We start from the raw sequence: 25,106 nt of genomic DNA, 5'->3' as shown, positions 1-25,106 counted from the left end.
GGGCATGGGGATCACTCCTCTCGATGGGGCGGAACGGCATGTCCGGGGCGTGACCACCGCGCCCGGTCGGGCCTCCGAGCGCTGAGCCGGTCACGTCTGGTGCGGCGGACACGGCGGCGGACGGCCGGCCCGCACGCCGACCAGGCCCGCACCGGACCGGGCCACGGTGCGGGAGCGCTCCCATTCCACGCCGGACGACGGGCTGGGAATCATGGCCGTCACGGCTCTCCTTCGATTGATTTCGGAAATCGATGCCGATCGTTACGGCGGTGAGGGAACCGTAGAAGCACCCCCCTGAGCCGTCAAGCCCCGCAACACTCCCCCTCGGGAGCGCGGCAGAGCCCCGACAACCGCCACCCCTGGCGATCGCTTTCGGCGGTCAACTCCGATTCTTCCGGGAGGTATTGACGCCGTTCACGCACCGCCTATCATCCTGCTTGTCTGGCGCTTCGGGCAGCGTCCGATATCACGAACAATCATCTGGAGTGCGGGCAGGCCGCTTCGTCACCGCGTCTGCGGGTCCGCATCGCTCCATCGCGTCGCGCACCACTTCCCGGGGCACCCCCATGCCCGGCTCCCGGCACAGCCCGCGCCCGCGCGCCGTCCGCGTGGCTCCGGCATCGACCGGGCAGCCGGCCCCACCCCCACGTCTTCCACAGAGGAGCCATCCATGCCGATACGACGACGCACCCTCCTGGGCACGTTCCTTGGACTGAGCGCGGCCGGCGCGGGCGCGCCCCTCCTCGGAGCGGGACCGGCGCGTGCCGCGACCAGCTCGTTGGACGCGCCGACCCAACGCTTCGCCATCGGGGTGCGCGAGTACGCCTGGAGCCGGGGCAGCCGACGGCTCGTCACCCGGATCTTCTACCCCGCCACCGGCAGTCCGGGGGGCAACCCGGTCCCCAACGCCCCGGTCGCCGGTGGGGTCTTCCCGGTGGTCGAGTTCAGCCACGGTCTCGGCGGCAACCCGGAGAGCTACGCGCCGCTGGTCCGCCCGCTGGCCGAGGCCGGCTTCGTCGTCCCCGCTCCGGTCTTCCCCACCACGTCCAGCGGCACCCCCGGCAACATCCAGGACGTCTACAACGGCAACCAGTCCATGGACGTCTCCGAGGTCATCACCCGCACCCTGGCGCTCAACACGACGGCGGGCGACCCGTTAAACGGCCGCCTCGACACCACCGTCGGCGTCGGGGTGGCCGGGCACTCGCTGGGTGGCATGACCACCCACGGCCTGCTGACCGCCTGGCCGGACGAACGGATCGCCGCCGCGGTGCCGTTCGCCTGTGTGGACATGGGCAACCCGTCCAGCCGGGTCACGGCCAACGTCCTGTTCGTCCACGGGGACCAGGACCCGATCTGCCAGTACTCCTCGGCACGGCAGGCGTACGCCGAACTGCCCGCGCCCAAGGCGTTCCTCACCCACCGCGGCACCGGCCACGACCAGTACATCTGGAGCGGCTACAACCACACGCAGACCGTCGCCACCTACGTGGACTGGATGCGCTGGAGCCTGTACGCCGACACCGCCGCCCGCGACCGCCTCCCCGCCGACGCCACCTCGGGCACCACCACGACCACCTGGGAATCCACCCTCACCCCGCCACTCCCCGGAACGGTGGTCAGCCTGCGCTCCCGGGCCAACAACCAGTACGTCTGCGCCGAGAACGGCGGGGCCGGCCAGCTCGTCGCCAACCGCGCCTCCGTCGGCCCCTGGGAACAGTTCGACCTCGTCGACCTGGGCGGCGGTGGCATCGCCCTCCGCTCCCACGCCAACAGCCAGTACGTCTGCGCGGAGAACGCGGGCGCCGGCCAGCTCGTCGCCAACCGCACCTCCGTCGGCCCCTGGGAGACCTTCCAGCGGGTGAACAACGCCGACGGCACCGTCAGTCTGCGCGCCCAGGTCAACTCCCGGTACGTCACCGCGCCGAACGGCGGAGCGCAGCCGCTGATCGCCAACGCCACGACGATCGGCACCTCGGAATCGTTCGACCTGGTCACCGGCTGACACCCGGCCCGGAAGGGCGTTCGCTCCTCGCCACTCACCAGAAGGGACGACAGATGAACCACCCGATACGGGCGGGCCTGTGGCTCGCGCCGTTACGCCGACTCAGAACGCTGGTCATGCTGCTCAGCGCCGTGTTGATCGCCTCCGGCGCGATCGTCGCCACACCCGGCACGGCGCAGGCCGGCACCACGTTGGGCACCTCGGCGGCCGAACACGGCCGCTACTTCGGTGCCGCCATCGCCGCCGGCAGGCTCAGCGACGGCGTCTACACGGGCATCCTCAACCGTGAGTTCAACAGCGTCACCGCCGAGAACGAGATGAAGTGGGACGCCACCGAACCCAACCGGGGCCAGTTCAACTTCACCAACGGCGACCGGATCGTCAACCACGCCCGCCAGCAGGGCATGTCGGTCCGCGGCCACGCCCTCGTCTGGCACTCCCAGCAACCCGGCTGGGCCCAGGGCCTCGAAGGCAGCACGCTGCGCTCGGCGATGACCAACCACATCACCCAGGTCGCCACCCACTACCGGGGCCAGATCCACTCCTGGGACGTGGTCAACGAGGCGTTCGCCGACGGGACGAGCGGGGCACGCCGCGACTCCAACCTCCAACGCACCGGCAACGACTGGATCGAGGTCGCCTTCCGCACCGCCCGGGCGGCCGACCCGAACGCGCGGCTCTGCTACAACGACTACAACACCGACGGCGTCAACGCCAAGAGCACCGCGATCTACAACATGGTCCGCGACTTCAAGGCCCGTGGCGTGCCGATCGACTGCGTCGGGTTCCAGTCGCACCTGACCAACTCGGTGCCCGGCGACTACCAGGCCAACCTCCAGCGCTTCGCCGACCTCGGCGTCGACGTCCAGATCACCGAACTCGACATCGCCGGCAGCAACCAGGCCAACGTCTACTCCACCGTCACCCGCGCCTGCATGGCCGTCGCCCGCTGCACCGGCATCACCGTGTGGGGCATCCGCGACAGCGACTCCTGGCGCACCGGCCAGAACCCCCTGCTCTTCGACAACTCCGGAAACAAGAAGCCGGCCTACACCTCCGTGCTGAACGCGCTCAACGAGGGCACCACCCCGCCGCCGTCCGACGGCCCCGTCGACACCAACGCCTGGTACGTGCTGGTGAACCGGAACAGTGGCAAGGCACTCGACCTGTACAACCTGGCGACGAACGACGGGGCGCGGATCACCCAGTGGGCCCGCAACGACCAGGCGCAGCAGCAGTGGCAGTTCGTCGACTCCGGCGACGGCTACTACCGGCTCCGTTCCAGACACTCGGGCAAGGTGCTCGACGTCTACAACTTCTCGACGGCCGATGGCGGCAGCATCGTCCAGTGGGCCGACAACAACACCACCAACCAGCAGTTCCGGCTCGCCGAATCCGACGGCGGGTACGTGCGGTTGATCAACCGCAACAGTGGCAAGGCCGTCGAGGTCCAGGGCGCCGCCACCAACGACGGCGCGAACATCGTCCAGTACACCGACTGGGGCGGCGCCAACCAGCAGTGGCAGCTCGTGCGCGTCGGCGGCGGAACCACCGAGCCGCCCGGCTCCTCGCTTCCCGCGTCGATGCGGTGGAACTCCAGCGGGATCCTGGCCGGGCCGAGGTCGGACGGGTCGCACGACATCGTGTCCATCAAGGACTACTCGGTGGTCTGGCACAACAACCAGTGGCAGATCTACGCCACCACCGCCAGCCGCAGCGGCGGCTGGAACCTGGTGCACTTCGCCGCCCCCGACTGGTCGGGGATGGCGAACGCGCAGCACACGTTCCTCGACACCGCCTCGGGCGTCGGCACCGGCTACCGGGCGGCGCCGCACGTGTTCTACTTCGCGCCGCAGAACCTGTGGTACCTCGTCTACCAGACCGGACTGCCCTCGTACTCCACCAGCAGCGACCCCAGCAACCCCAGGTCCTGGTCCACGCCGCGCAACTTCATGAGCAGCGTGCCGGACATCGTCCGGCAGAACATCGGCAACGGCAACTGGCTCGACTACTGGGTCATCTGCGACACCGCCAACTGCCACCTGTTCTCCAGCGACGACAACGGGCACATCTACCGGGCCCAGACCTCCCTGGCCAACTTCCCCAACGGGTTCGGCAACACGGTGATCGCGCTCCAGGACTCCAACCGCAACAACCTCTTCGAGGGCAGCGCCGTCTACCGGATCGGTGACAGCGGCCAGTACCTGCTGCTCCAGGAGGCCATCGGCTCCAACGGCCGCCGCTGGTACCGGTCCTTCACCTCCAGCAGTATCAGCGGACCATGGACCGCGCTGCACGACACCGAGTCCAACCCGTTCGCCCGCTCCAACAACGTGACCTTCCCGTCCGGCACCACGAACTGGACGCAGGACTTCAGCCACGGCGAACTCCTCAGAGCCGGGAGCGACCAGAACATGACCATCAACCCCTGCCGACTCCAGTTCCTCTACCAGGGCATCGACCCCGGCGCCGGCGGCGAGTACAGCCAACTCCCCTGGCGCATGGGGCTCCTCACCCAGACCAACTCCACCTGCTGATCGAACCCGATCACCGACGCGGCTGCCCGGGCGAGCACCACGCGCCCCGGGCGGCCGCGGTACCGGTACCGGTGTTCGGAGGCCGCGGTGCCGGAGGAGAATGGGCGGACGGCTCGACGAAGGACCACGATGACGACCGACACGCCTCCGCACGACACGGAAGAGAACGGTTTCTGGCAGGAACGACGGATCTGCTTCCTCGCCACTCACCGCCCGGACGGCAGTCCGCATCTCGTCCCCGTGGGTGTCACCTTCGATTCCGAGGCCGGCATCGCGCGCATCATCACCCACTCCGGCAGCACGAAGGTCCGCAACGTCCGGGCGGCCGGCCCCGGCGCGACGGTCGCGGTCAGCCAGGTGGAGGGGCGCCGGTGGTGCACCCTCGAAGGCACCGCGCTGGTCAAGGACGACCGGGACTCCGTCGCCGAGGCCGTACGACGCTACGCCGAGCGCTACCGCCCGCCTCGCCCCAACCCCGAGCGCGTGGTCATCGAGATCACCGTGACCCGGGTGCTGGGCCCGGTGCGCCCGCCCGGTTGGTGACACTCCCGGTCGACGCCGGCGCGGCGGGTGGGCGGCGCGATGAGCGCAACGATGTACCGGGCTTTCTGACGCGCCTGCCCGTTCGCTTCCGGGAACGGATTCGCGCTCCGCAGGTGAACGCCGGGCCGAGCAACGACGTTTACTTTCGGCCATTCGCCCCGCGCATTCGAACAGTCGGCTTCACGCCTCCGCGTGATCCACTAAAGTGGGCTTTTGCCTTGCGGCGCAATCACGGCCGAGTTGAGGCCGTGCTCACGAGATCGGCGTCAGACCAGGTGGGAGATGCGGTCGCGCCCGGCTTCGCGGCCCATGGCCGCGGAGGTGCGAGGACAGCCCCCGAGCCCGCGCGGCAATCGGGGGGCGACCGGCATATTTTCTCCGGATGTGAGGCCGGCAAAGATTCGGTAAAGCATCGTCGCACCGGAGAGATACCCGATGGCTTGAACGTCCCCGCGGGGCTGACCGCACATTCCCTGCCAACGAGTTGGCATGTACGTTCGAGATGTACAACTTTTATGCAACCGTTCGCGAATAGGGGGGCAATGGCCATCACCACACAGCAGCGCAGGGAGTTGGGGGCATTTCTCCGAAACCGCAGGGAACGCCTGGCTCCCGAGGCGGCTGGCATCAGTGAATCGTACGGCCGTCGGCGAACGCCAGGGCTGCGCAGAGAGGAATTGGCGCAGTTGGCCGGGGTCAGCGTGACCTGGTACACCTGGTTGGAGCAGGCGCGCAAGATCAAGGTGTCCAGCCAGGTGCTGGGGAGTCTGGCGAGAGCGCTGCGCCTGGACGAGACGGAGACGTCACACCTGTTCCGCCTGGCCGGCGAGGTGTCACCGAGCACTCAGGAGCCCTGCCGTCGCGACCAGATCCCCGCTCAGTACGTGGACTTCCTGGAACTCCAGGACCCGCTGCCGGCCTTCATCTCCAATGACAGGTTCGACGTTCTCGCGTGGACACAGGGCTTCTGTGTCCTGTTCTCGTATTTCGAGTCCCTGCCCCCTCGTCGCCGTAACAGCCTGGCCATGATGTTCGACAGTCGGGCGCGCTATCTCTTCCCCGAATGGGAGAAGGACGCGATGGAGGCCGTCGCGCTGTTCCGCGCGCAGGCGGCGGACCAACTCGTGCAGCCGGAATACGCGAACCTGGTACACGAGTTGGAGCGCGACTCGGCCGATTTCCGTACGGTGTGGGAGCGGCTCGACCTGGCGCCGGCCAGTCCTTCGGTGCGGTTGTTCGACCATCCGGTGCTGGGGCGCATCGAACTGGGCTATGTGAAGCTCCGGTTGGCCGCCGTGGACGCGACGCTGGTCGTCTACCAGCCGCTGCGCGACCGTCGGTTGCTGGACCGCATCCGCGATCTCGTGGAGGAGCGGATGCGGACCCAGTTGGTGCGTGGCCCCCGGTCAGCCGGGAAGTTCGACGGAGAGAGCGTGTCGGAACACGTCCTGCGGGTCCCAGCGGGCTTTGACTCGCTGTAGCCGGGGGTAGTTGGACTTGAAGTACAGGTCGTGCCAGGGCACGCCCGAGGAGTTCCAGCGCGGATCGCGCAGGTCCACGTCCGGATAGTTGATGTAGGAGCCGTCGGTACGGTCCCCCGAGGCGGGGACGCCGCCGGTCCTGGCGAAGAGGTCGCGGTAGAGCCTTCGGATCCGGTCCACGTGCGTCGCGTCCTCACGGCCGTCGGCCCAGTAGGTGCCGAGGTAGCACTTGAAGAGGGAATCGCGCTGGGCGACCACCGTCGCCTCGGGGTCGACGGTGTTGACGGCTCTCCCGTAGGAGAACAGCACGATCGTGGTGTGGCCCGAGTAGTCGGCGTCCGCGAGGTAGCGGTGGATCAGGGAGCCGTCGCCGTCGTCGAAGGGCTGGCGGAGGTAGGCGCCCTTGCTCTTCGAGCGCGTCAGCCCGCCCCGGTTCTCCACGTCCCTGGCGGTCGCCTGGAGCCATGGCAGGCGCTGCCAGGACGTGGTTCGGGAGGCCCGGACGCCCTCGCCCACCGCCTCGACGTACTCTTCGAGGAGTCGGCGGGCGTCCGGCCGACCTCCGTCGATCTGGGCGTTCAGCACCAGCCGCCCGACTCGCCGCTGGTTGAGGTAGAGCGCGCTGTACAGCGACTCGTAGGCGGAGTCGTCGGCCTGCTCCTTGGCGTGCCAGACGCCGTGGTTGGCGACGAGGCGGAGGAGGTCCCGCTCCGTCAGGTCGTCCCAGTCCCAGGTCGCGGACGCGAAGAGCACCGTCGCCGGCGGCCTCGGGAGCAGGTCCTCGGGCCGGCGGCCGGCCGCGTCGTCCGTGCGGAACCAGAACCGGGTGACGACACCGAAGTTGCCGCCGCCGGCACCGGTGTGCGCCCACCACAGGTCGTGGTGCGGGTCGGCCGGATCGCGGCCGGCGACGACGGTTCGCGCCCCGGCGCCCTCGTCCGCCACCACGACCTCGACGGCCTCGAGGTGGTCGACGACGAGACCGTGCCGGCGGCACAGCGCGCCGAAGCCTCCCCCCTGCACATAGCCGCCGAGACCCACCGAGGGGCAGGTTCCGGCGGGCAGCGCGAGGCCCCACTTCAGGTACATGCTCCGGTAGACGTCGCCCATCAGGGCCCCGGCGCCGACGGCGAAGGCGCCACGCCGCGGGTCGTACGCCACGTCGTCGAGGGCGGACACGTCGATCACCGTGGTGACGCCGGGGTCGTCCACCAGCCCCTCGAGGCCGTGGCCGCCGCCGCGCACCGCCAGCCGCTCCCCGCGGCGCACGGCCTGGGCCACCGCCTGCCGCGCGCCCTCGGCGTGTCGGGGTACGAGAACCCGGCTCGGGGTGCCCACGAAGCGGGTGTTGCGCGAGCGTGCGACGAGGGATCCGTAGCGCGGATCCTCCCTGGTGACCTCGGAGAACGCTATGTCAGGCATCGGTCGCTGGAACTCCCTTGTGATGCGGGCGGTTTCGGGTGCGCAGGACGTGGCCGAGCACCAGGGCGAGCGCCAGACCGCCGAACGCGCAGCCCAGCAGGGCGGACGCCGGCCAGCCCCCGTTCCGCCACACGGGCCCCATCAGGGCCGACCCCAGCGCGCCGCCGGCGAAGTAGGAGGTCATGTACGCGGTGGTGACCCTGCTGCGCTCGGACGCCTCGACCTTCTGGAAGACGGCGGTCTGGTTGGTGATGTGCGCGGCCTGGACGGCGAAGTCGACGAGCACGATGACCGCGCACATCGCGAGCAGCGCGGACTCCCAGGCGGCGACCCCGGCGAAGGACACCGCGATCAGCGCGAAGGCGACGGCGCTGACGGCCGTGGAGCGGCCGCGGTCGGCGAACCGTCCGGCGAGGTTGGCGCCGAGCGCGCCCCCGGCGCCGAGCAGTCCCACCAGACCGATCGCCGACGCCCCGAAGTCGTAGGGCGGCTCCGCCAGCCGCAGCGGGACGGCCGTCCACAGGACGGTGAACGCCCCGAAGCCCAGCGCGCCGTACAGACAGCGCCTGGCCAGTTCGGAGTTGTGCCGCAGGAGCGTGCCGACCGAACGCAGCAGGCGCAGGTAGCCGGTGACGCTCAGCCGCGGCTGCCCCGGGCCGGACGGGGGCGGGAGGGTGCGCCTCAGGAGGAGCAGGACGGCCCACATGGCGGCGGACCCGCACCAGAACACGGCCCGCCAGTCCGCCAGGCCCGCGATCAGGCCGGCGAAGGTGCGGCACAGCAGCGCCCCGAGGATGACGCCGGTCATCACGGTGCCGACGATCTGGCCGCGGCGCTCGGCCGGCGCCATGCCGGCGGCCATGGGGACGATGACCATGGCGGCCACGCTGAACAGGCCGAGCAGGAGGAAGAGGGCGACCAGCGCCGCGCCCCTGGCCAGCGGGATCACCGCGAGGATGACGCCCGCGCAGGAGACCAGGGCGCTGACCAGCCGGCGTCGGTCGACGACGTCTCCCAGTGGCACCAGTGCCAGAAGCCCCGCCGCATAGCCGAGTTGGGTGGCGGCGAGTGCCGGCGTCAGGGACTCGGGACGGATGTCGAGCGAGTCGGCCAGGTCCGGCAGGATGGGCTGGAGGTAGTAGAGGTTGGCCACGCACAGGCCGCACGCGACGGCGAGGAGGACGACGGTCAGCCGGCCGGGGCTCGCCGGCCGCGGCGGCGCCCCGGTGAGGGCACCGCCGTCAGCCGCCTGGGTCACAGCGTGCCGCCCCCGTCGACATGTACCACCGCGCCGGTGACGAAGGTGTTCTCCAGCAGGTGCAGCACGCTCGCCGCCACGTCGTCCGGCTGGCCGATCCGCCCCACCGGGGAGCTCTGCGCGGTCTGGGCGAAGAGCCCCTCGCGTGCCTCGTCGGGCAGGAACGACCACAGCGGGGTGTCGATGAGGCCGCCGACCACGACGTTGACCCGGATCGGCGCGAGTTCGACCGCGAGGGAGCGGCCCATTCCGGCGATGCCGGCGTTGGCCGCGGCCGTGGCGCTCATGTCGGGGTAGGCCTTGAAGCCGGCGGCCCCGGCGATCAGGGTCACGGAGCCGGTCGGGGCGAGCTTCCTGCCGGCGTGCCTGACGCTCAGCAGCTGTCCGACGATCTTGGTGTCGAGGGCGGCCCTGACGTGGTCGAGGGAGACGTCGTAGACGGATCCGACGGCCATGTCGCCCGGGCACACCACCAGGTGGTCCAGGCCGTCGACCTCCGCGAAGAAGGCGCGCAGGCTGTCCTCGTCGCGGACGTCGACGACACCGGTGGCGACGCCCTCGATCTCCTTCGCGGCCTGGGCGAGTTTCTCCTCGGAACGGGAGCCGATGCGGACCTGCGCTCCGGCGGCCGCGGCCTGGGCGGCCACCGCCTTCCCGATCCCGGAGGAGCCGCCGATCACGACGACGCGGGCACCGGCGAGGGAGGAGGAAGTGGATGAAGACACGTTCGTCTCCGGTTCGTGAGTCGGTGAGGTGAACACCGCCCACGCTCGCAGCCCGCTGTGTCCCCCAAACAGGCTAGGAAACATGCTAGTTGGATCACTACCTGGAACCGTCCGGCCGAGACCGTTCGGACGTGCGTGTCAGGTGGCACGACCACCACCCTCAACCCTTCGCTCCGCCGCCGCCTACCCGCAGTATGTGCTCGTGTGCAGCCGGCAGATCCTCAGCGAGGCGGTTACGGCATGACCCAGGCAGACCCCCCCGAGCGGGTGCTCGTCCCGACCGTCCGCGGCCCCGTCGACGCCGCGGACCTCGGGGTGACCCTCCCGCACGAGCATCTCTTCGTGCTGAGCGCGGAGTTCCAGAGCAACTACCCCCACCTGTGGGACCGGGAGGCCGGCGTACGCGCCGCGGTGCGGCAGTTGTCGGCCGCGTACGACGCCGGCGTCCGCACCCTGGTCGACATGACCGTGCTCGGGCAGGGCCGGGACATCGGGTTGGTCGGCGCGGTCGCGGAGCGGACCCCGATCAACATCGTGGTCGCCACGGGGATCTACAGCGTCGACGGCATCCCGCTCTTCGCGCGCTTCCGCGGCCCCGGCTGTGCCGTCGAGGCCGAGGAGCCGCTGATCGACCTCCTGACGCGGGACGTCACCACGGGCATCGGCGACACCGCGGTGCGCGCCGGGCTGGTGAAGTTCGCCTGCGAAAGCGTGCCTCCGGACGCGGCGGCGCACCGGATGGCCGCGGTCACGGCGGAGGTCCACCGCCGCACCGGCGTCCCGGTGGTCGTGCACTGCGACCCGTTCGAGGGCAACGGCCTGGCTCTGGTGCGGTTGTTGGAACGGGAGGGCGTGGCCCCCGGGTCCGTGGTGATCGCCCACGCCGGGGACGGCGGCGACCTCGGCCGGCTCAGGGCGCTCGCCGAGACCGGTTGCCTGCTCGGCTACGACCGCTACGGCATGACGCCGTTCGCGTCCGACGCCCAGCGCAACGCCACGCTGGCGGAACTCGTGCGCGCCGGCCACGTGGCGCAGTTGCTGGTCTCCCAGGACCACGCCGCGCACATCGACTACCTGACCCCGGAGCAGAAAGCTCACACCTACCCCGACTGGACCTATGTACATCTCTTCACGAAGGTGCTGCCGCGGCTCCTCAGGGAGCCCGGCATCGACGAGGCCACCGTGCACACGCTGCTCGTGGACAACCCTCGGCGACTCCTGTCGCGCGTTCCGGCGCCACACCCCGAAGCCCACTCCGAGGAAGCTCATGCCATCTGACGAACCCATCCGCGCACCTCGGTCAGGACCCGAGCCCTGGCAGGAGCTCGGCACGGCACTCGTGGTCGACGAACCCGGTGTCAGGGCCTGGATCGAGACCGTGCCCCCGGGCCAGGACCGGCCGCTCCACACCCACCGCCATCCCTGGGTCACGGTGGTGCTCAACGGGGCGAGCGGGGAGTCGCTCGACGAGCACGGCGACGTGATCAGGAAGGTGGCGCTGGAGACGGGGCAGGTCCTGTACCACGACGCCGCCGACCTGCCGCTGCGGCACCGGGTGCGCAACCTGTCCGACCAGACGCTGGTCATGGTGGCGATCGAGCGGCGCGCGGTCGCCGACGAGCGGAAGGAGACGGCGGCGTGACGCGCGACGCGGCGACACCGCACGCCCCGGCGCTGGTGACGGGCGCGACGTCGGGCCTGGGGCGTAGCCTGGCCCGTCGGCTGGCCGAGGACGGCTGGACGGTCCTCGTGCACGGCAGGGACAAGGGTCGTTGTCACACGGTGGTGGACGAACTCCGTTCCGCCGGCGGCCTGGCCTACCCCTACGTGGCCGACCTGGCCTCGCTCGAACAGACCGCCGAGTTGGGCCGGCGGATCGCCGCCGACCACCCCAGTCTCGGCCTGCTGCTCAACAACGCGGGGGTGGGCGCGGGCCGGGACGCGCGGCGGCGGGAGCTCAGCGGTGACGGCTACGAGCTGCGCCTGGCGGTCAACTACCTGGCCCCGGTGCTCCTCACCCGGTGTCTGCGGGCCCCCCTGCGGGCGGCCGGCTCGGCCCAGGTCGTCAACGTCGGATCCATCGGGCAGAGCCCCGTCGACTTCGACGACCCGCAGTTCACCCGTGGTTACGACGGGATGGAGGCGTACACGCGCAGCAAGTTCGCGCTGGCCGCGTTCAGCTTCTCCATCGCCGACGACTACGCGCGGGACGACATCCGCGTCAACTGCGTGCATCCCGCGAACTACATGGACACCACCATGGTGATCGAGGCCGGGGTGCGCCCCTGGTCGACGGTGGCCCACGGCACGTCGAGCGTGCTGACCGTGCTCGCGGCGGGCGCCAGCGGGGTGAAGGGCCAGTACTTCAACGAGGGCCGCCGTGCCTCGGCGCACCGTCTCACCCAGGACCCGCGGGTCAGGGACAGGCTGGCGCAGCTCACCGACCAGTTGCTGGCCCCGTGGGAGACGGAGTCGAGCAGCCCCTGGTGAGCGCCGGTTCGGCGGCGGTTCCGGCGGCCGGGCCGCGGAACCGCCGCCGGGCGGACGGCGCGGTCAGTCCTCCTGGACGATCGCCAGCAGGTGCTCGGGAAAACGCTCCCCGGCGAAGGCTCCGGCGGGGACGAGTTCGTCGACCGCCCGCAGGACCTGCGCCGGCAGCCGGATCGCCCCGGCCGAGGCGTTCTCCGCCATGTGGGTCCTGGTCTGGGCGCCCGGGATGGGTACCACCCCCTGGGCCACCAGCCACGCCAGGGCGAAGCGGGCCGGGGACCAGCCGTGGTCGGCGGCCAGCGTGTGGATCCTGGTCACGAGGTCCAGGTTGTGGGGAAGGTTCTCCTCCGAGAACCTGGGCAGCCCTCGGCGCAGGTCGTCGGCGCCGAGCCGGGTGTCGGCGATCTCGCCGGACAGCAGTCCGCGGCTGAAGGGGCTGTAGGCGACGAAGCCGATGCCCAGCCGCCGGACGGTGGGCAGGATGGCACGTTCCGGGTTGCGGCTGGCCAGTGAGTACTCGGTCTGGACGGCGGTGAGCGGATGCACCGCGTGGGCGGCGGTGATCGTCCTGGTGCCGGCCTCGGACAGCCCGAGGTGACGGACCTTCCCGGCCCTGACGAGCTCCGCCATGGCCCCGACGGACTCCTCCACGGGCACGTCCGGATCGACGCGGTGCAGGTAGTACAGGTCGATGTGGTCGGTTCGCAGGCGACGCAGACTGGCGTCGACGGCTCGCGCGACGTGCTCGGGTCGGCCGTCTATCCGGACGCCGTCGGCGGTGCGCACCAGGCCGCACTTGGTCGCCAGGGTGACGCGTTCGCGGTGCCCTCCCGACAGGGCCTTGCCGACGATCTCCTCGCTGAGCCCCGCGCCGTACATGTCCGCGGTGTCGAGGAAGTCCATGCCCCGGTCGATGGCGCCGTGGATGGTGCGGATCGACTCGGCCTCGTCCGGCACCCCGTAGAACTCGGCCATGCCCATGCAGCCGAGCCCGATGGCGGACACCTCCAGGTTCTGGCCCAGTCGGACGCGGGGCATGGTGCTGGCTGTGGTGGTCACGCTGCCTCCGGTTTCTGCTCGGTGGTGCCTGGTTTCCGCTGCTCGACGGGCAGGAGCCGTTCGAGGCGCCGCAGGGCTCGCCGGTCGGAGAGTCGCGCGGTGCCGGCGATCACGCCGTCGGGTCGTACCAACACGGCGCGGGGGCGCCTCGCCCCCAGGGCCCGGGTGCTTCCGCCGTCCAGGGGGGCGTAGGTGAGGTCGGGTCGGCGCGCGAGGGGGCTGCGGTCCGCCGGGGCCAGCAGCAGGTGGTTGCCGTCGCGCAGCAGGTCGTGGGTGCGCGCCCCGGTGGGCAGGCCCACGTCCGGCAGCCGCCGGCCGGCGGCCAGTGCCCCCCGGGTGGCGCCCTGCGCCGGGTAGCGGAGGTCCAGCTGCGCGAGCCGGGCGGGCAGGAACCGGTCGATCGCCCCGGTGGTCTCCGCCATCCTGGCGGTGAGGTCGCGGAGGCGTTCCCGCCACCCACCGCAGGTCCACAGCCGCGTCTGCCGGTCGGTGTCGGCGACCACGGTGCGTGCCACGTGCCGGCGTTCGCGTTCCCACTGGGCGAGTGACTCCTCGGGAAGCGCGCCGCGGAGGACGCCGGCGATCCGCCACGCCGCCTCGTGCGCGTCCTGGATGCCGGTGTTCAGCCCCTGCCCGCCGGCCGGGCTGTGCACGTGGGCGGCGTCCCCGGCGAGCAGGACGCGCCCGGCCAGGAACCGTCCGGCGATGCGGCGGTGCACCTGGAAGACGCCGGCTCCCGTCCGCTCCCGCAGTTCCAGCGGGTGCGGGCACCGCTCCGCGGCGAAGCCCCGCACCGACTCCTCGACGTCCGCCGCCGTGCCTCCGGCCGGGACGCTGGCGAACACCCTGGTCCTGCCGCCGGGCAGCCCGACGACGACCAACACGCCGCGCGGGTCCATGAAGTAGTGGGCCTCGTCGTGCGCGAGCGGTGTCTCCCACACCCCGTCGAGCAGGGCGAACTCCTGGCGGTACGTGGCGCCTTCGAACGGTATCTCCAGGGCCTCCCGGACGGTGCTGTGCGCGCCGTCGCAGCCGAGCAGCCAGGTGGTCCGGTGGGTGACCGTGCCGCAGTGGGCCACCACCCGGTCAGGGTGGTGTTCCAGGGCCGTGATCCGCTGCCCGTAGTCGACCCGTCCACCGGCCTCGGACAGCGCGGAGTGCAGGATCCGCTCGGTCTCGTCCTGCGGCAGGGACAGCGGGGTGTCGAACCGACTGCCGTGCAGGCGCCGGAAGTTGATCCGTGCGACGCGGCGGCCGTGGGTGTAGTAGTTGGCGGCTCTGACGGGCAGTGACCGCGCCCGGATCTCGTCCTCCAGGCCGAGCCTGGCGAACGCCTCCAGGGCGCGGGGTTGCAGAATGATGGCCTTGGCGTGCGGACTTCGCCGGTCCGCGCGGTCGATGACCCGCACGTCGACGCCTCTGCGCAGCAGTTCGACCGCCATGGTCAGGCCGGTGGGACCGGCTCCTACCACCAGGGCCTCACTGTCCGTGGTGATGGCACCCACCTCCTTCGGTTGGGGGACCGACGCGTGACACGCCGCGTCGGTCGTCCATGCTGCCGAAGTCGGCACGGTTCCACCTGGTAGGCGCGATACCCCTTAGGTCGACACCACGTTCGCGCTTTCCCGCGGTTCCCGGCGCCACGGGGGCCGGATGCCGGGGCCCGGCTCGGCGGATTCCCGCGCGGCGCGACATGGCGCACGCCACGCGTACCACCGCGAAGGCGGCGAAATCCCGCAATCCTCCTGGTGGTCCGTTTCCAGGTATCGCGCACGCCAGTGGCAAGGGACTCTGGCTAACTCCACGAAGCGCTCCGAAGACTGTGGGTCAAGAGCTGAGCCGACATCCAAGGAGCAGCACACGCATGTCCGTAACCCAACAGGTACTGGCCGAGGAACTCGCGGAGAGCGCCGAGGCCCCGTCCTTTCTGCGGACCGTCGACCGACGGGACGTCCATCGCTGGGCGGTCAGCGAGGTCTTCCTCACCGGCGTCGCCCGGACGCCCGAGGGCGGCTACACGGCCTTCGCGCAGCTCCCGCCGGTGCACCACTACTTCACCGACCAGGTCCTCCCGCAGGACACCCCCGACAGCATACTGATCATGGAGTGCTGCCGACAGGCGGCTACCTTCATCGCCCACCGCGGCCTCTCCGTCCCCCGGGACAGCGCCTTCCACGTCACCGACTGGTCGCTGGAACTGACGGGCCGGTCGCGCCCGGCCGGGACCGGGCGGCCAGGGGAGTTGACCATGCTGGTCACGGTGGTCCCGAGCCAGGTGCGCGGCGGCGTCGTCAGGGCGGCCAGGTTCGTCCTGGAGCTGCTGGTCGACGGCCGGCCCGCCGGCCGGTGCGACGTGTCCGCCCGCTACTCGCCGGCGGCCGAGGCCGAGATCGTCCGCCGCTACCACCGCAGGACCGCTCCCCCCTGGTCCTCCGCGCTCCCCCCGGCCCCGGCGGGGGTTCCGGTGCCCGCCGGGGACGTCGGGCGTCGCGATCGGGCGAACGTCGTCCTCGCCGATGTCCGCCGCCTGTTCCGGGGGGTGGCGGCCAGGATCGCGCCACCGCTCGACCACGGCACGCACTTCGACCACCCGCAGGACCACTACCCCGCGATGATCCTGCTGGAGGCCGCCCGACAGGCCGCCGTGCTGGCCCGCTCCCCCGGGGCGCGCGTCACCGGCTACCGGTCCCGCTTCCTCCGCTTCGCGGAGCTCGACGCGCCCGTCCGCGTGGCGGCGGCCCCCCGGGACGACCGGGAGGTGGCCGTCCGGTTCCGGCAGGGCGGGACCCTGGTCAGCGAGATCGTCGTCGCGGCCGAGGAGCCGGCCCGGTGAGCGCGGTACGCGCCGTGTGGACCGACTACGGCGGGGTCCTGACGCCGCCGGTCGCCGAGACCCTCTCCCGGTTCTGCGCGGAGCTCGGTGTCCCGGTGCCCGTCTACCTCGACGCGATGCGGCGGGTGGCCCGCGACTGCGGAGCGGGGGACGACGTGATGGCCCCGCTCGACACCCCGCTGCTGTCCCAGGAGGAGTGGGAGAGCCGCACCGCCGCGGCGATCCACGCGATCAGTGGCGTCCGCCCCGACCTGAGCGGCCAGCCGGCACGGTGGTTCGCCGACCGCGCCGTCAACGAACCGTGGATCCGGACGCTGGCCGCCCTCCGCCGGCGCGGGATCTTCGTCGGGCTGCTGTCCAACATGCCGCCCGCCTGGGACCCGCACTGGCGGCGCGCGGTGCCCCCCGACGGCCTGTTCGACGGCGTCGTCCTGTCGCACGCCGCCGGGTGCCGCAAGCCGCAGCCGGAGATCTTCGCGCGGGCCGCCGCCCAGGCCGGCGTCGGCGCGGACGAGTGCGTGCTGGTGGACGATCTGGCCGCCAACTGCCGGGGTGCCGAACGGGCCGGGTGGCGGTCGGTCGAGTTCCACGACGCGGTCGCCGCCACCGCCCGCCTGGCCGGACTGCTCGCGGGTGAACCCGTGACCGTCGAGGGGACGCCGGCATGAGGAGGGCGATCATCGAGGGAATCGGAGGGTGGCTCCCGCCCCGTGTCGTCACCAACGACGAGTTGGCCGCCCGCCTGGACACCTCCGACGAATGGATCCGAACCCGGACCGGCATCCGGGCCCGACACGTCGTCTCGGACGGCATGCTCACCTCGCAACTGGCCGTGCAGGCCGGCGCGAAAGCCCTGAAGTCCGCCGGCACGGACGACGTCGACATGGTGGTCCTGGCCACCACCACACCGGACCGGCCCTGCCCCGCCACCGCGCCCGAGGTGGCGCGCCAGCTCGGCCTCACCGGGCGTCCCGCCTTCGACGTCATGGCCGTCTGCACCGGCTTCCTCTACGCACTCGCCACCGCCTCGGGACTCGTCGCGGCCGGCACGGCGGACCGCGTCCTCGTCGTCGGAGCCGAGGCGTTCAGCACCATCGTCGACCCCGGCGACCGCTCCGCCGCCGCCGTCTTCGGCGACGGCGCCGGCGCCCTCCTCCTGCGCGCGGGTGACGACGGGGAGCCCGGCGCCGTCGGCCCCGTGACCCTCGGCAGCGACGGCGCGCTGACGGACCTGATCACCGTCCGCGCCGGCGGCGTCGAGGAACGCACCCGCCCCCGGCCCATGGACGACGCCGACCGCTACTTCGCCATGCGCGGCCGTGAGGTCTTCGGCCACGCCGTCACCCGGATGACGCAGGCCGCGCTGACCGCGGTCGACCAGGCCGGCTGGCGCCCCGAGGACGTGGACCGACTCGTCGGCCACCAGGCGAACCTGCGCATCCTGCACGCCGTGGCCGACCAACTCGACCTCCCGCACGACCGTCTCGTGATCCACCTGGACCAGGTCGGCAACACCGCCGCCGCCTCGATCCCCCTGGCCCTCTGGCACGCCAACGCCACGGGACGCCTCCGTCCCGGCGACCGGGTCGCGCTCACCGCCTTCGGCGGCGGGGCGACCTGGGGAGCAACGACGCTCACCTGGCCGGCGCTCACCACCGTCTGACCGCATTCGCCACGCCCGAAAGGCATGACCGCGATGAGCATCACCACGAGCCCTGTTTTCCAGCGCATCACCGAGATCCTCGACCAGAAGTTCGGGATAGCCGGCGAGGACGTCAAGCCCGAGACCGTGCTCGAGGACGTCGAGTTGGACTCCCTGGCACTGATCGAGGTCGCCCTGGTCCTGCAGAAGCAGTTGGGCGTCCAGATCCGCACCGAGGACCTCAGCGGCAGCGCCACCATCGCCGACCTGTACGAGCTCGTCAACGTGGCCGTGGAGGGGTCCTGATGTCGCGGCGGACCCCGGCCGAAGGAGCGGTGGCCGTCACGGGCATCGGACTCGTCACCCCGGCCGGCATCGGCGCCGGGGAGAACTGGCGGCGGCTGCTGTCCGGCGCGCCCACCGCGCGCCGTGACCCGGAACTGGCGGGACTGCCGGTGGACATCGCCTGCCGCGTGCCGGGCTTCGACCCGGCCGCGCTGTTGGGCAGGTCCACCTCCTGGCGCCTGGACCGGGTGAGCCAACTCGCCCTCGTCGCCGCCGAGGAGGCACTCGCCGACGCCGGCCTCGACCCCACGACCTGGGACGGGGCGCGGGTGGGCGTCGTGCTGGGCAACGCGCTGGGCGGCACCGCGGCGTACGAGGCGGCACACGACGCGGTCCGGGACGACGGACCCGACGGCGTCTCGCCCCTGGTCATGGTGAACTGGCCGGTCAACATGATCTCCGGCTACCTCGCCACGCGTTACCGGGCCGGCGGCCCGAACCTGGTCGTCGCCACCGCCTGCGCCTCGGGGGTGACGGCCGTCGGCACCGCCCGCCAGCTGCTACGGAGCGGGGTGTGCGACATCGCACTGGCCGGGGCGTCGGAAGCCCCGCTCAGCCGAACCCCGATGGCGGCCTATCACAAGATGGGAGCCCTCTCCACCAGGACCGACGAACCGGCGGCCGCCTCCAGACCCTTCGACGCCGATCGGAACGGTTTCGTGGCGGCCGAGGCCGCCGCCGTCCTCGTGCTGGAACGCGAGGCCGACGCCCGAGCCCGCGGCACCACCCCGCACGCCGTCGTCACCGGGTACGGCGCCAGCGCCGACGGACACCACCCCTCCGCGCCCGACCCCACCGGAGCGGGCGTCGAACGGGCGCTGCGCGCGGCCCTGCTCGACGCGGACCTCGCTCCCGGCGACATCGACCACGTCAACGCCCACGGCACCTCCACCCGGTTGAACGACCTCATGGAGTCGCAGCTCATCGAGCGGGTCCTGGCGGGCGGCCCCAGCGTCACCTCCACCAAGGGCGTCACCGGGCACGCCCTCGGCGCCGCCGGCGCCATCGAGGTCGCCTACGCCGCGCTCACCGTCGAGAACGGCCTCGTGCCACCGACCGCCAACCTGGACAAGATCGACCCGGACATCCACGTCGACGTCGTCGCGGGCGCCCCACGGCCGCAGCGGATCGGCGCGGCCACCAGCCACTCCTTCGGGTTCGGCGGTCAGAACGCCGTCCTCGTCCTCGAGAACGCGGGGAGCCGATGAGTCCACGATCCGTCTTCGTCACCGGCGGCAACCGGGGCATCGGACTGGCCGTCGCCCGGGCCTTCGCCGCGCAGGGCGACCGGGTGGCGGTCAGCTACCGCACCGGTGAGTCACCCGAGGGGTTCCTCGGCGTCCAGTGCGACGTCACCGAAACCGACTCGCTGGACGCGGCCTTCGGGAAGATCGAGGCCGAACAGGGGCCGGTGGACGTCCTGGTGGCGAACGCCGGCATCATGCGGGACAAGCTCACGCTCGCCATGAGCGACGAGGACTTCACCGGTCTCCTGGACACCAACCTCGTCGGCCCCTTCCGCTGTGCCCGCCGGGCCATCCCCGGCATGCTGGAGAAACGGTGGGGAAGGCTGCTGTTCATCTCCTCCTTCTCCGGCATGCTGGGCTCCCCCGGGCAGGCCAACTACGCGGCGTCCAAGACGGGGCTGACAGGTCTCGCCCGCTCCCTGGCCAGGGAACTCGGAAAGCGCGGCATCACCGCGAACGTCGTGGCGCCGGGCTTCATCGACACGGACATGGTGGCGACCGTCAGCCCCAGGAGACGGCAGGAGTACCTGTCGATGACGGCCCTCGGACGCCCCGGCCGTCCGGAGGAGGTCGCCAACGTCGTGCGCTTCCTCGCCGGCCAGGACGCCTCCTTCGTCACCGGGGCGTTCATCCCGGTGAGCGGAGGACTGGGGATGGGGATATGAGCGACGGTCCCGGCGCCGCGCACGGCGGCCTGCTGAGCGGGAAACGGCTGCTGGTCACCGGGGTCGTCTCGGAGGCGTCGATCGCCTTCCACGTGGCCCGGATCGCGCAGCGGGAGGGGGCGCGTGTCGTGCTCAGCTCGTTCGGCCGGGCGCTGCGCGTCACCGAGGCGGTGGCGGAGCTGCTGCCGCACCCGGCGCCCGTGGTGCCCCTCGACGTCACCTCGGCCGACGACCTGGCCGCCCTCCCCGACCGGCTCCGCGAACACGTCGACGGGCTCGACGGCGTGGTGCACTCGATCGCCTTCGCGCCTCCGTCCGCCCTCGGCGGCTCCTTCCTGGAGACGCCGTGGCAGGACGCCGCGACGGCGCTGCACGTGTCGGCCTTCTCCTTCAAGGAGTTGGTGAGGGCCTGCGGGCCGGTGCTCGGCGACGACGCGTCGATCGTGGGCCTGGACTTCGACGCCACCCTGGCGTGGCCCGGCTACGACTGGATGGGGGTGTCGAAGGCGGCGCTGGAGTCCATCACCCGGTATCTGGCGCTCTATCTCGGTGAGCGCCGCATTCGGGCCAACCTGGTGGCCGCCGGCATGGTCCGCACGCTCGCCGCCCGCTCCGTCCCCGGCGCGGACCGCCTCGAGGAGATCTGGCGCACCAGGCCACCGCTGCCCTGGAACGTCGACGACCCGGAACCGACGGCGAAGGCGTGTGCGCTGTTCCTGTCGGACTGGCTTCCCGCCACGACGGGCGAGGTGCTGCACGTCGACGGCGGTCTCCACGCGGTCATGGTCTGACGCCGGGAGAGCACGCCGGGGATGTCCGGAGGGCCACGCGGCCGGCGACGGCCGCGTGGCCCTTGTCGCGTGAGCGGGTGGTCCGGTTTTCCGGGTTGACGGGGCCGGTATCGGCAGTAGCTTGCTAGGTGCCAAATCCCGTACGTCGTTCGATATGTCAAACCATCGCCGGGATGGAGTGGCCACCTCCCACGCACGAACGACCAAGCAGTCGGCAGACGCCACGACGGCGACCGGTCAGCACTCCTGCCCACGAGCGGAAAGAGGCACCGCGATGACGCACCGTCGACCGTTCCACCAACTGGTCCTGGGGGCGGCGGCCCTGGTCCTCACCGCCGTCGGACTCGCCACGGTGGCGGGTCCGGCCTCGGCCCAGCAGCCCGGGTACGCCGCGGGCACCCCGGACGGGCCCGGCCCGCTGGCGAACCCCATCGTCACCGACATCTACACCGCCGACCCCGCCACGCTGGTCGTCGACGGCACCGCGTACATCTTCGCCGGACGCGACGAGGCGGCGCCCGGCCAGCAGCAGTTCGTCATGCGCGAATGGCAGGCGTTCTCCTCGCGGTCCCCCTCCAACGACCCGGCCGCCTGGCAGCACCACGGAGCGGTCCTCTCGCTCGACACCTTCGCGTGGGCCGGCGCGAACGCCTGGGCCTCCGAGGTGGAGCAGGGACCCGACGGCCGGTTCTACTGGTTCGTCTCGGTCGACGGTCGCACCGACAACGGGTGGATGAACATCGGAGTCGCGGTCGCCGACCACCCCCTCGGCCCCTACCGGGACGCCATCGGCGGCCCGCTGATCTCGGACTCCACCCCCAACTCCTCCGCGCTGAACATCGACCCGACGGTGTTCGTCGACGACGACGGCGAGATCTACCTGTACTGGGGCTCGTACTGGGAGCCCAGGGCGGTGCGCCTGCGGGACAACATGACCGCGTTGGACGGCGCGGTCTTCGAACCGGCGGGCCTGACCGGCTTCTGGGAGGCGCCCTGGCTGTTCGAGCGCGACGGCCTCTACTACCTGGCCTACGCCTCCAACTCCGGCGCCGACTGCGTCACCAGCTCGGCCTACGCCTGCGTCAGGTACGCGACCGCCAACAGCCCGGCCGGCCCCTGGACGCACCGGGGAGTGGTCCTCGACCAGGTGAGTTCGACGACGAACCACCCGGCCATCATGGAGTTCGGCGACCGGTGGCACATGGTCTACCACACGGCCGACGCGCCCGGCGGCGGGAACTTCCGCCGCTCCGTCGCCGTCGACGAGCTGCTCTTCAACCCCGACGGCACCCTGCGCAAGGTCGTCCAGACCCCTTGAGTCGATGGCGGCCCCGGTCCCCCCTCCGGGCCGCCGCCCCCCACATCGCAACGGGAAAGGGATGGGGATCCTCATGTCACGAAAACCGAGAAGGCCCGGCGGGAAGCGCCCGTGGCGGCGCGTCCTGGCCCTCGCCGCCGCGTTCGCCACGGCCCTCGTGCTCGCGGGCCCGGCGGGCCCGGCCGGCGCCGCACCGGACGCGGAGGTCCAGGCGGCGAAGCAGACCCGCATCCCGCGGTTCCTCACCGACGCGGGCGCCGAGACCAGGAACGTCGCCGAGTCGGAGCACTTCGCGGTCCGCTGGGGCGGCGCCGTCGACGCCGTCGCCTGGGGGCGGCAGAACCGCGGGATCGACAACTACCCGCAGTGGGTCGCGGACCACATGGACGACATCTACGACTTCTACGTCAACGAGGTCGGGTTCGTCGATCCCGCCGACCACCGGGTCGGATCCCAGTACAAGATCAACCTCTACCTGTGCGGGACCTGGTCGGGCGGCTTCCTGCCCCCGGCCAACTGGGCGGGACCCGACGACATCGGTCTCGGCCACATGTGCCTGCCCTACGACAAGATCTGGGACGACTGGGTCGAGTCGCACGAGTTCAACCACGTCCTCCAGAACTACGCGGTCGACATCAACATCGCCAACGGCCACGGCGGCGGCTGGGGCGCCGGCAACCCGGTGTCCGGGCCGGTCTGGGAGGCCCACGCCAACTACATGGCCCGCATGAAGCGACCCGACGTGGTCGTCGGATCCGGCTACTACGTCGACCGCCAGCACCGCCGGTGGCTGTCCCAGGAGACCTACTACGGCGACTGGATGCTGTTCAACACCATCCGGGACCTCTACGGGCCCGAGGTGATCGACCGGTTCTGGTACGAGGCGCGGCAGGGCGAGCACCCGATCAACACCATCAAGCGGATCCTCGGCCTCGACCAGCAGGGCTTCGCCCGACTGATCACCGAGTACACCTCTCGGCAGGTCGTCTACGACTTCACCGACGGCGCCCGGATCCGCACCGACCTCTGGCGCGGCGGCGGCAGTTACCGCCCCCTGCACACCGATCCCCTGCAGAGCCTCGGCAGCGGCCAGTACCGGATCGCCGACAGCGACGCCCCGCACCAGTACGGGCACAACGTCATCCGGCTGACGGCGCCGACCGGCGGCCAGGTGTCGGTCCGACTCCAGGGACGGTCGAGCCTCTCCGGCGCCGACTGGCGGTTCCGGCTGGCGGCGGTCTCCGCGAACTTCTCCGTCCGGTACAGCGACGCCTTCGCGCCGGGCCAGACGGCGAACTTCGGTCTCCAGAGCGGCGAGACGCACCTGATGCTCGTCGTCGCGGCCACCCCCTCGCAGCACCGCGACTACCCGATGTGGCAGGTCGGGGTCGGGGATCCGTTCCCCTACGAGCTCTCGATCCAGGGCGCGACCCCGGCCTAGGAACCGGCCCGGGGACCGGGCGGTCCCCTCGACGGCGGCGGCAGCGGCAGCGGCAGCGGCCGACCGCCGCTGCCGTCACGCCGGACGTCGCCGGTGGGTCATGACATGCATCAGGTACTCCAGCGGGCCGCGGCGGAGGAACCGTCGCCAGAGGAGCGCTCCGGCCGCGGTGACCACCACGAAGGTGGCCAACACGGGCAGCCTGCGGTCCAGTTGCTCCATGCCCATGAGTTCGATGGCCAGCAGGTGGCCCACGTACGCGCTCAGCGACATGGTGCCCACCGCGATCAGCGGCGCGGCCAGGCGGTGGGCGGTCGGCCAGCGGTCGAGGGCGATCAGCGCGGCGGCTATCACGAAGATCGCGACCCCGGCGTTGCCGACGGTCGCGAAGGTGGTCTCGGTGTGCGGGGCGCCGACCAGCAGCCAGGCCGGGTCGTCCGTCACGACGGTGATCTCGGCCTCGGACCACCAGGCGCTCGGCGCGCCGCTGATCCACACGATGTAGGGGAAGAGCTGGAACGCGAGCCACGAGCCGCCGTAGCCGAGCACCGCGAGCGCGGGGCCGAGCACCAGGAGCCGGGCACGCACCACCTCGGCGGTGAGATCCAGCCGGCCGAGGGCCAGGCCCACGACGAAGAACGGCAGCCAGGCCGGCACCGGGTAGTTGCCGGTGATCAGCAGGTCGACGATGCCGTCGCCGCCCGCCCGGCTGGCCGGGTCCAGCGCGTACACGGCGCGTGCCCACTCGGCGTGTCCGCCGTTCTCCTGGAACGTCAGGTCACGGAGCAGGTAGAGGAGTTGGGGGCCCACCAGGGCCGAGCCGGCGGCGATCGGCACGAGGGTCCCGGCGGGCAGCCGGGTGAGGGGCAGGGCCAGCAGGAGGCAGAGCCCGTAGTAGGGGAGGATGACCGCTATCGGCGTTCCCATCCTCGTCAGCAGGGTGCCGACGACGATCAGCACGCCGGCGCGGATCGCGATCCCGAGGAGTGCCCTGGTCCGCTCGGCGCCGGCCTTCGGGGTGGGGCGACCGGTGAGGAAGGCCAGGGTCGTCCCCGCCAGCACGGCGAACAGCGCGGAGGAACGCCCCCGGGTCAACTCGGCGAAGAAGGCCGACGCCCCGCCGAACGCCGGGTCCGGGGCGAGGTGCGCGGCGAACATCCCGAAGACCGCGACCCCGCGGGCCAGATCGAGCCCCACGAGCCGGACCGTGGACGGCGGCCCGACCGGTCCTCTCCCCGACTCGGCCGTCTCCAGTTCCCCGGTCATGCCCCCAGTATCCGGTCTCTTATACACGTCTGACGCTG

General features: G+C 71.6%; 22 protein-coding genes. 16 read left to right on the top strand and 6 right to left on the bottom strand.

Annotated elements, in window-relative coordinates; translation table 11 throughout:
- The first annotated feature begins 670 nt into the window (after nt 1-670).
- From E1283_RS06345 to E1283_RS06330, 4 genes are all read left to right on the top strand, one after another.
- Complete coding sequence (locus tag E1283_RS06345) at nt 671-2,005, top strand: poly(ethylene terephthalate) hydrolase family protein (protein WP_132816893.1); 1,335 nt, start codon at nt 671-673, stop codon at nt 2,003-2,005.
- 53 nt (nt 2,006-2,058) lie between these two features.
- Complete coding sequence (locus E1283_RS06340; RefSeq protein WP_207930314.1) at nt 2,059-4,542, top strand: non-reducing end alpha-L-arabinofuranosidase family hydrolase; 2,484 nt, start codon at nt 2,059-2,061, stop codon at nt 4,540-4,542.
- A 129-nt stretch (nt 4,543-4,671) separates the two neighbouring features.
- Nucleotides 4,672-5,085, top strand: coding sequence for a pyridoxamine 5'-phosphate oxidase family protein (locus E1283_RS06335; protein ID WP_132816892.1), 414 nt, complete (start codon nt 4,672-4,674; stop codon nt 5,083-5,085).
- A 542-nt stretch (nt 5,086-5,627) separates the two neighbouring features.
- Nucleotides 5,628-6,566 (top strand): helix-turn-helix transcriptional regulator, encoded by a 939-nt coding sequence (locus tag E1283_RS06330; protein WP_165956029.1) that lies wholly within the window; start codon nt 5,628-5,630, stop codon nt 6,564-6,566.
- On the opposite strand, the gene E1283_RS06325 is transcribed toward E1283_RS06330, so the two are convergent.
- From E1283_RS06325 to E1283_RS06315, 3 genes are read right to left on the bottom strand one after another with little or no spacing between them, the layout of a single operon-like run.
- The gene (locus E1283_RS06325; protein ID WP_132816890.1) at nt 6,492-7,988 is read right to left on the bottom strand and encodes an FAD-binding oxidoreductase; all 1,497 of its coding nucleotides are present in this window, start codon (nt 7,986-7,988) and stop codon (nt 6,492-6,494) included. The genes E1283_RS06330 and E1283_RS06325 overlap by 75 nt on opposite strands.
- Complete coding sequence (locus E1283_RS06320) at nt 7,981-9,246, bottom strand: MFS transporter (protein ID WP_132816889.1); 1,266 nt, start codon at nt 9,244-9,246, stop codon at nt 7,981-7,983. The genes E1283_RS06325 and E1283_RS06320 overlap by 8 nt, the downstream gene beginning before the upstream one ends.
- On the bottom strand, nt 9,243-9,971 hold the full coding sequence (locus tag E1283_RS06315; RefSeq protein ID WP_165956028.1) for an SDR family oxidoreductase: 729 nt from the start codon (nt 9,969-9,971) through the stop codon (nt 9,243-9,245). Before E1283_RS06315 ends, E1283_RS06320 begins: the two co-directional genes overlap by 4 nt.
- A gap of 240 nt (nt 9,972-10,211) precedes the next feature.
- On the opposite strand from E1283_RS06315, the gene E1283_RS06310 reads away from it, so the two are divergent.
- Genes E1283_RS06310 through E1283_RS06300 form a run of 3 tightly spaced genes read left to right on the top strand, consistent with a single transcriptional unit; the run spans nt 10,212 to nt 12,461 of the window.
- A complete protein-coding gene (locus E1283_RS06310; RefSeq protein ID WP_132816887.1) occupies nt 10,212-11,249 on the top strand; it encodes a phosphotriesterase family protein in 1,038 nt (345 codons plus the stop codon).
- Entirely contained in the window at nt 11,239-11,613 is a 375-nt protein-coding gene (locus tag E1283_RS06305; RefSeq protein WP_165956027.1) for a cupin domain-containing protein, read from the top strand. Before E1283_RS06310 ends, E1283_RS06305 begins: the two co-directional genes overlap by 11 nt.
- Nucleotides 11,610-12,461 (top strand): SDR family NAD(P)-dependent oxidoreductase, encoded by an 852-nt coding sequence (locus E1283_RS06300; protein ID WP_243744639.1) that lies wholly within the window; start codon nt 11,610-11,612, stop codon nt 12,459-12,461. The genes E1283_RS06305 and E1283_RS06300 overlap by 4 nt, the downstream gene beginning before the upstream one ends.
- 63 nt (nt 12,462-12,524) lie before the next feature.
- Here E1283_RS06300 and E1283_RS06295 read toward each other — a convergent pair whose 3' ends face one another.
- Both E1283_RS06295 and E1283_RS06290 read right to left on the bottom strand, forming a co-directional pair.
- Nucleotides 12,525-13,520: an aldo/keto reductase gene (locus E1283_RS06295; RefSeq protein ID WP_243744638.1), complete on the bottom strand. Its 996-nt coding sequence runs from the start codon at nt 13,518-13,520 to the stop codon at nt 12,525-12,527.
- Entirely contained in the window at nt 13,517-15,025 is a 1,509-nt protein-coding gene (locus tag E1283_RS06290; RefSeq protein ID WP_132816885.1) for an FAD-dependent monooxygenase, read from the bottom strand. The genes E1283_RS06295 and E1283_RS06290 overlap by 4 nt, the downstream gene beginning before the upstream one ends.
- A gap of 359 nt (nt 15,026-15,384) precedes the next feature.
- On the opposite strand from E1283_RS06290, the gene E1283_RS06285 reads away from it, so the two are divergent.
- The 9 genes from E1283_RS06285 to E1283_RS06245 all read left to right on the top strand — a co-directional run bounded on the left by E1283_RS06285 (nt 15,385) and on the right by E1283_RS06245 (nt 23,802).
- The gene (locus tag E1283_RS06285; RefSeq protein ID WP_165956026.1) at nt 15,385-16,353 is read left to right on the top strand and encodes an AfsA-related hotdog domain-containing protein; all 969 of its coding nucleotides are present in this window, start codon (nt 15,385-15,387) and stop codon (nt 16,351-16,353) included.
- The gene (locus tag E1283_RS06280; protein ID WP_132816883.1) at nt 16,350-17,021 is read left to right on the top strand and encodes an HAD family hydrolase; all 672 of its coding nucleotides are present in this window, start codon (nt 16,350-16,352) and stop codon (nt 17,019-17,021) included. The genes E1283_RS06285 and E1283_RS06280 overlap by 4 nt, the downstream gene beginning before the upstream one ends.
- Nucleotides 17,018-18,016 (top strand): beta-ketoacyl-ACP synthase III, encoded by a 999-nt coding sequence (locus tag E1283_RS06275; protein WP_132816882.1) that lies wholly within the window; start codon nt 17,018-17,020, stop codon nt 18,014-18,016. The genes E1283_RS06280 and E1283_RS06275 overlap by 4 nt, the downstream gene beginning before the upstream one ends.
- 33 nt (nt 18,017-18,049) lie before the next feature.
- Nucleotides 18,050-18,301: an acyl carrier protein gene (locus tag E1283_RS06270; protein WP_165956025.1), complete on the top strand. Its 252-nt coding sequence runs from the start codon at nt 18,050-18,052 to the stop codon at nt 18,299-18,301.
- A complete protein-coding gene (locus tag E1283_RS06265) occupies nt 18,301-19,548 on the top strand; it encodes a beta-ketoacyl-[acyl-carrier-protein] synthase family protein (RefSeq protein WP_132816880.1) in 1,248 nt (415 codons plus the stop codon). Before E1283_RS06270 ends, E1283_RS06265 begins: the two co-directional genes overlap by 1 nt.
- On the top strand, nt 19,545-20,252 hold the full coding sequence (fabG, locus tag E1283_RS06260) for a 3-oxoacyl-ACP reductase FabG (protein WP_132816879.1): 708 nt from the start codon (nt 19,545-19,547) through the stop codon (nt 20,250-20,252). Before E1283_RS06265 ends, fabG begins: the two co-directional genes overlap by 4 nt.
- Nucleotides 20,249-21,043 (top strand): enoyl-ACP reductase FabI, encoded by a 795-nt coding sequence (fabI, locus tag E1283_RS06255; protein WP_132816878.1) that lies wholly within the window; start codon nt 20,249-20,251, stop codon nt 21,041-21,043. The genes fabG and fabI overlap by 4 nt, the downstream gene beginning before the upstream one ends.
- A 274-nt stretch (nt 21,044-21,317) precedes the next feature.
- Nucleotides 21,318-22,361 carry a family 43 glycosylhydrolase gene (locus tag E1283_RS06250; protein ID WP_132816877.1) on the top strand — a complete coding sequence of 348 codons (1,044 nt, stop codon included), beginning with the start codon at nt 21,318-21,320 and terminating at the stop codon, nt 22,359-22,361.
- Between the two features lie 73 nt (nt 22,362-22,434).
- Nucleotides 22,435-23,802, top strand: a complete 1,368-nt coding sequence (locus E1283_RS06245; protein ID WP_132816876.1) for a DUF6055 domain-containing protein — start codon at nt 22,435-22,437, stop codon at nt 23,800-23,802.
- Between the two features lie 75 nt (nt 23,803-23,877).
- Here E1283_RS06245 and E1283_RS06240 read toward each other — a convergent pair whose 3' ends face one another.
- Nucleotides 23,878-25,068 carry a DUF418 domain-containing protein gene (locus E1283_RS06240; RefSeq protein ID WP_132816875.1) on the bottom strand — a complete coding sequence of 397 codons (1,191 nt, stop codon included), beginning with the start codon at nt 25,066-25,068 and terminating at the stop codon, nt 23,878-23,880.
- Nucleotides 25,069-25,106 lie beyond the last annotated feature (38 nt).

The sequence above is a fragment of the Streptomyces hainanensis genome, from assembly GCF_004348415.1.
Lineage (GTDB): Bacteria > Actinomycetota > Actinomycetes > Streptomycetales > Streptomycetaceae > Streptomyces > Streptomyces hainanensis.
This window is presented reverse-complemented; position numbering and strand designations above follow the sequence as displayed.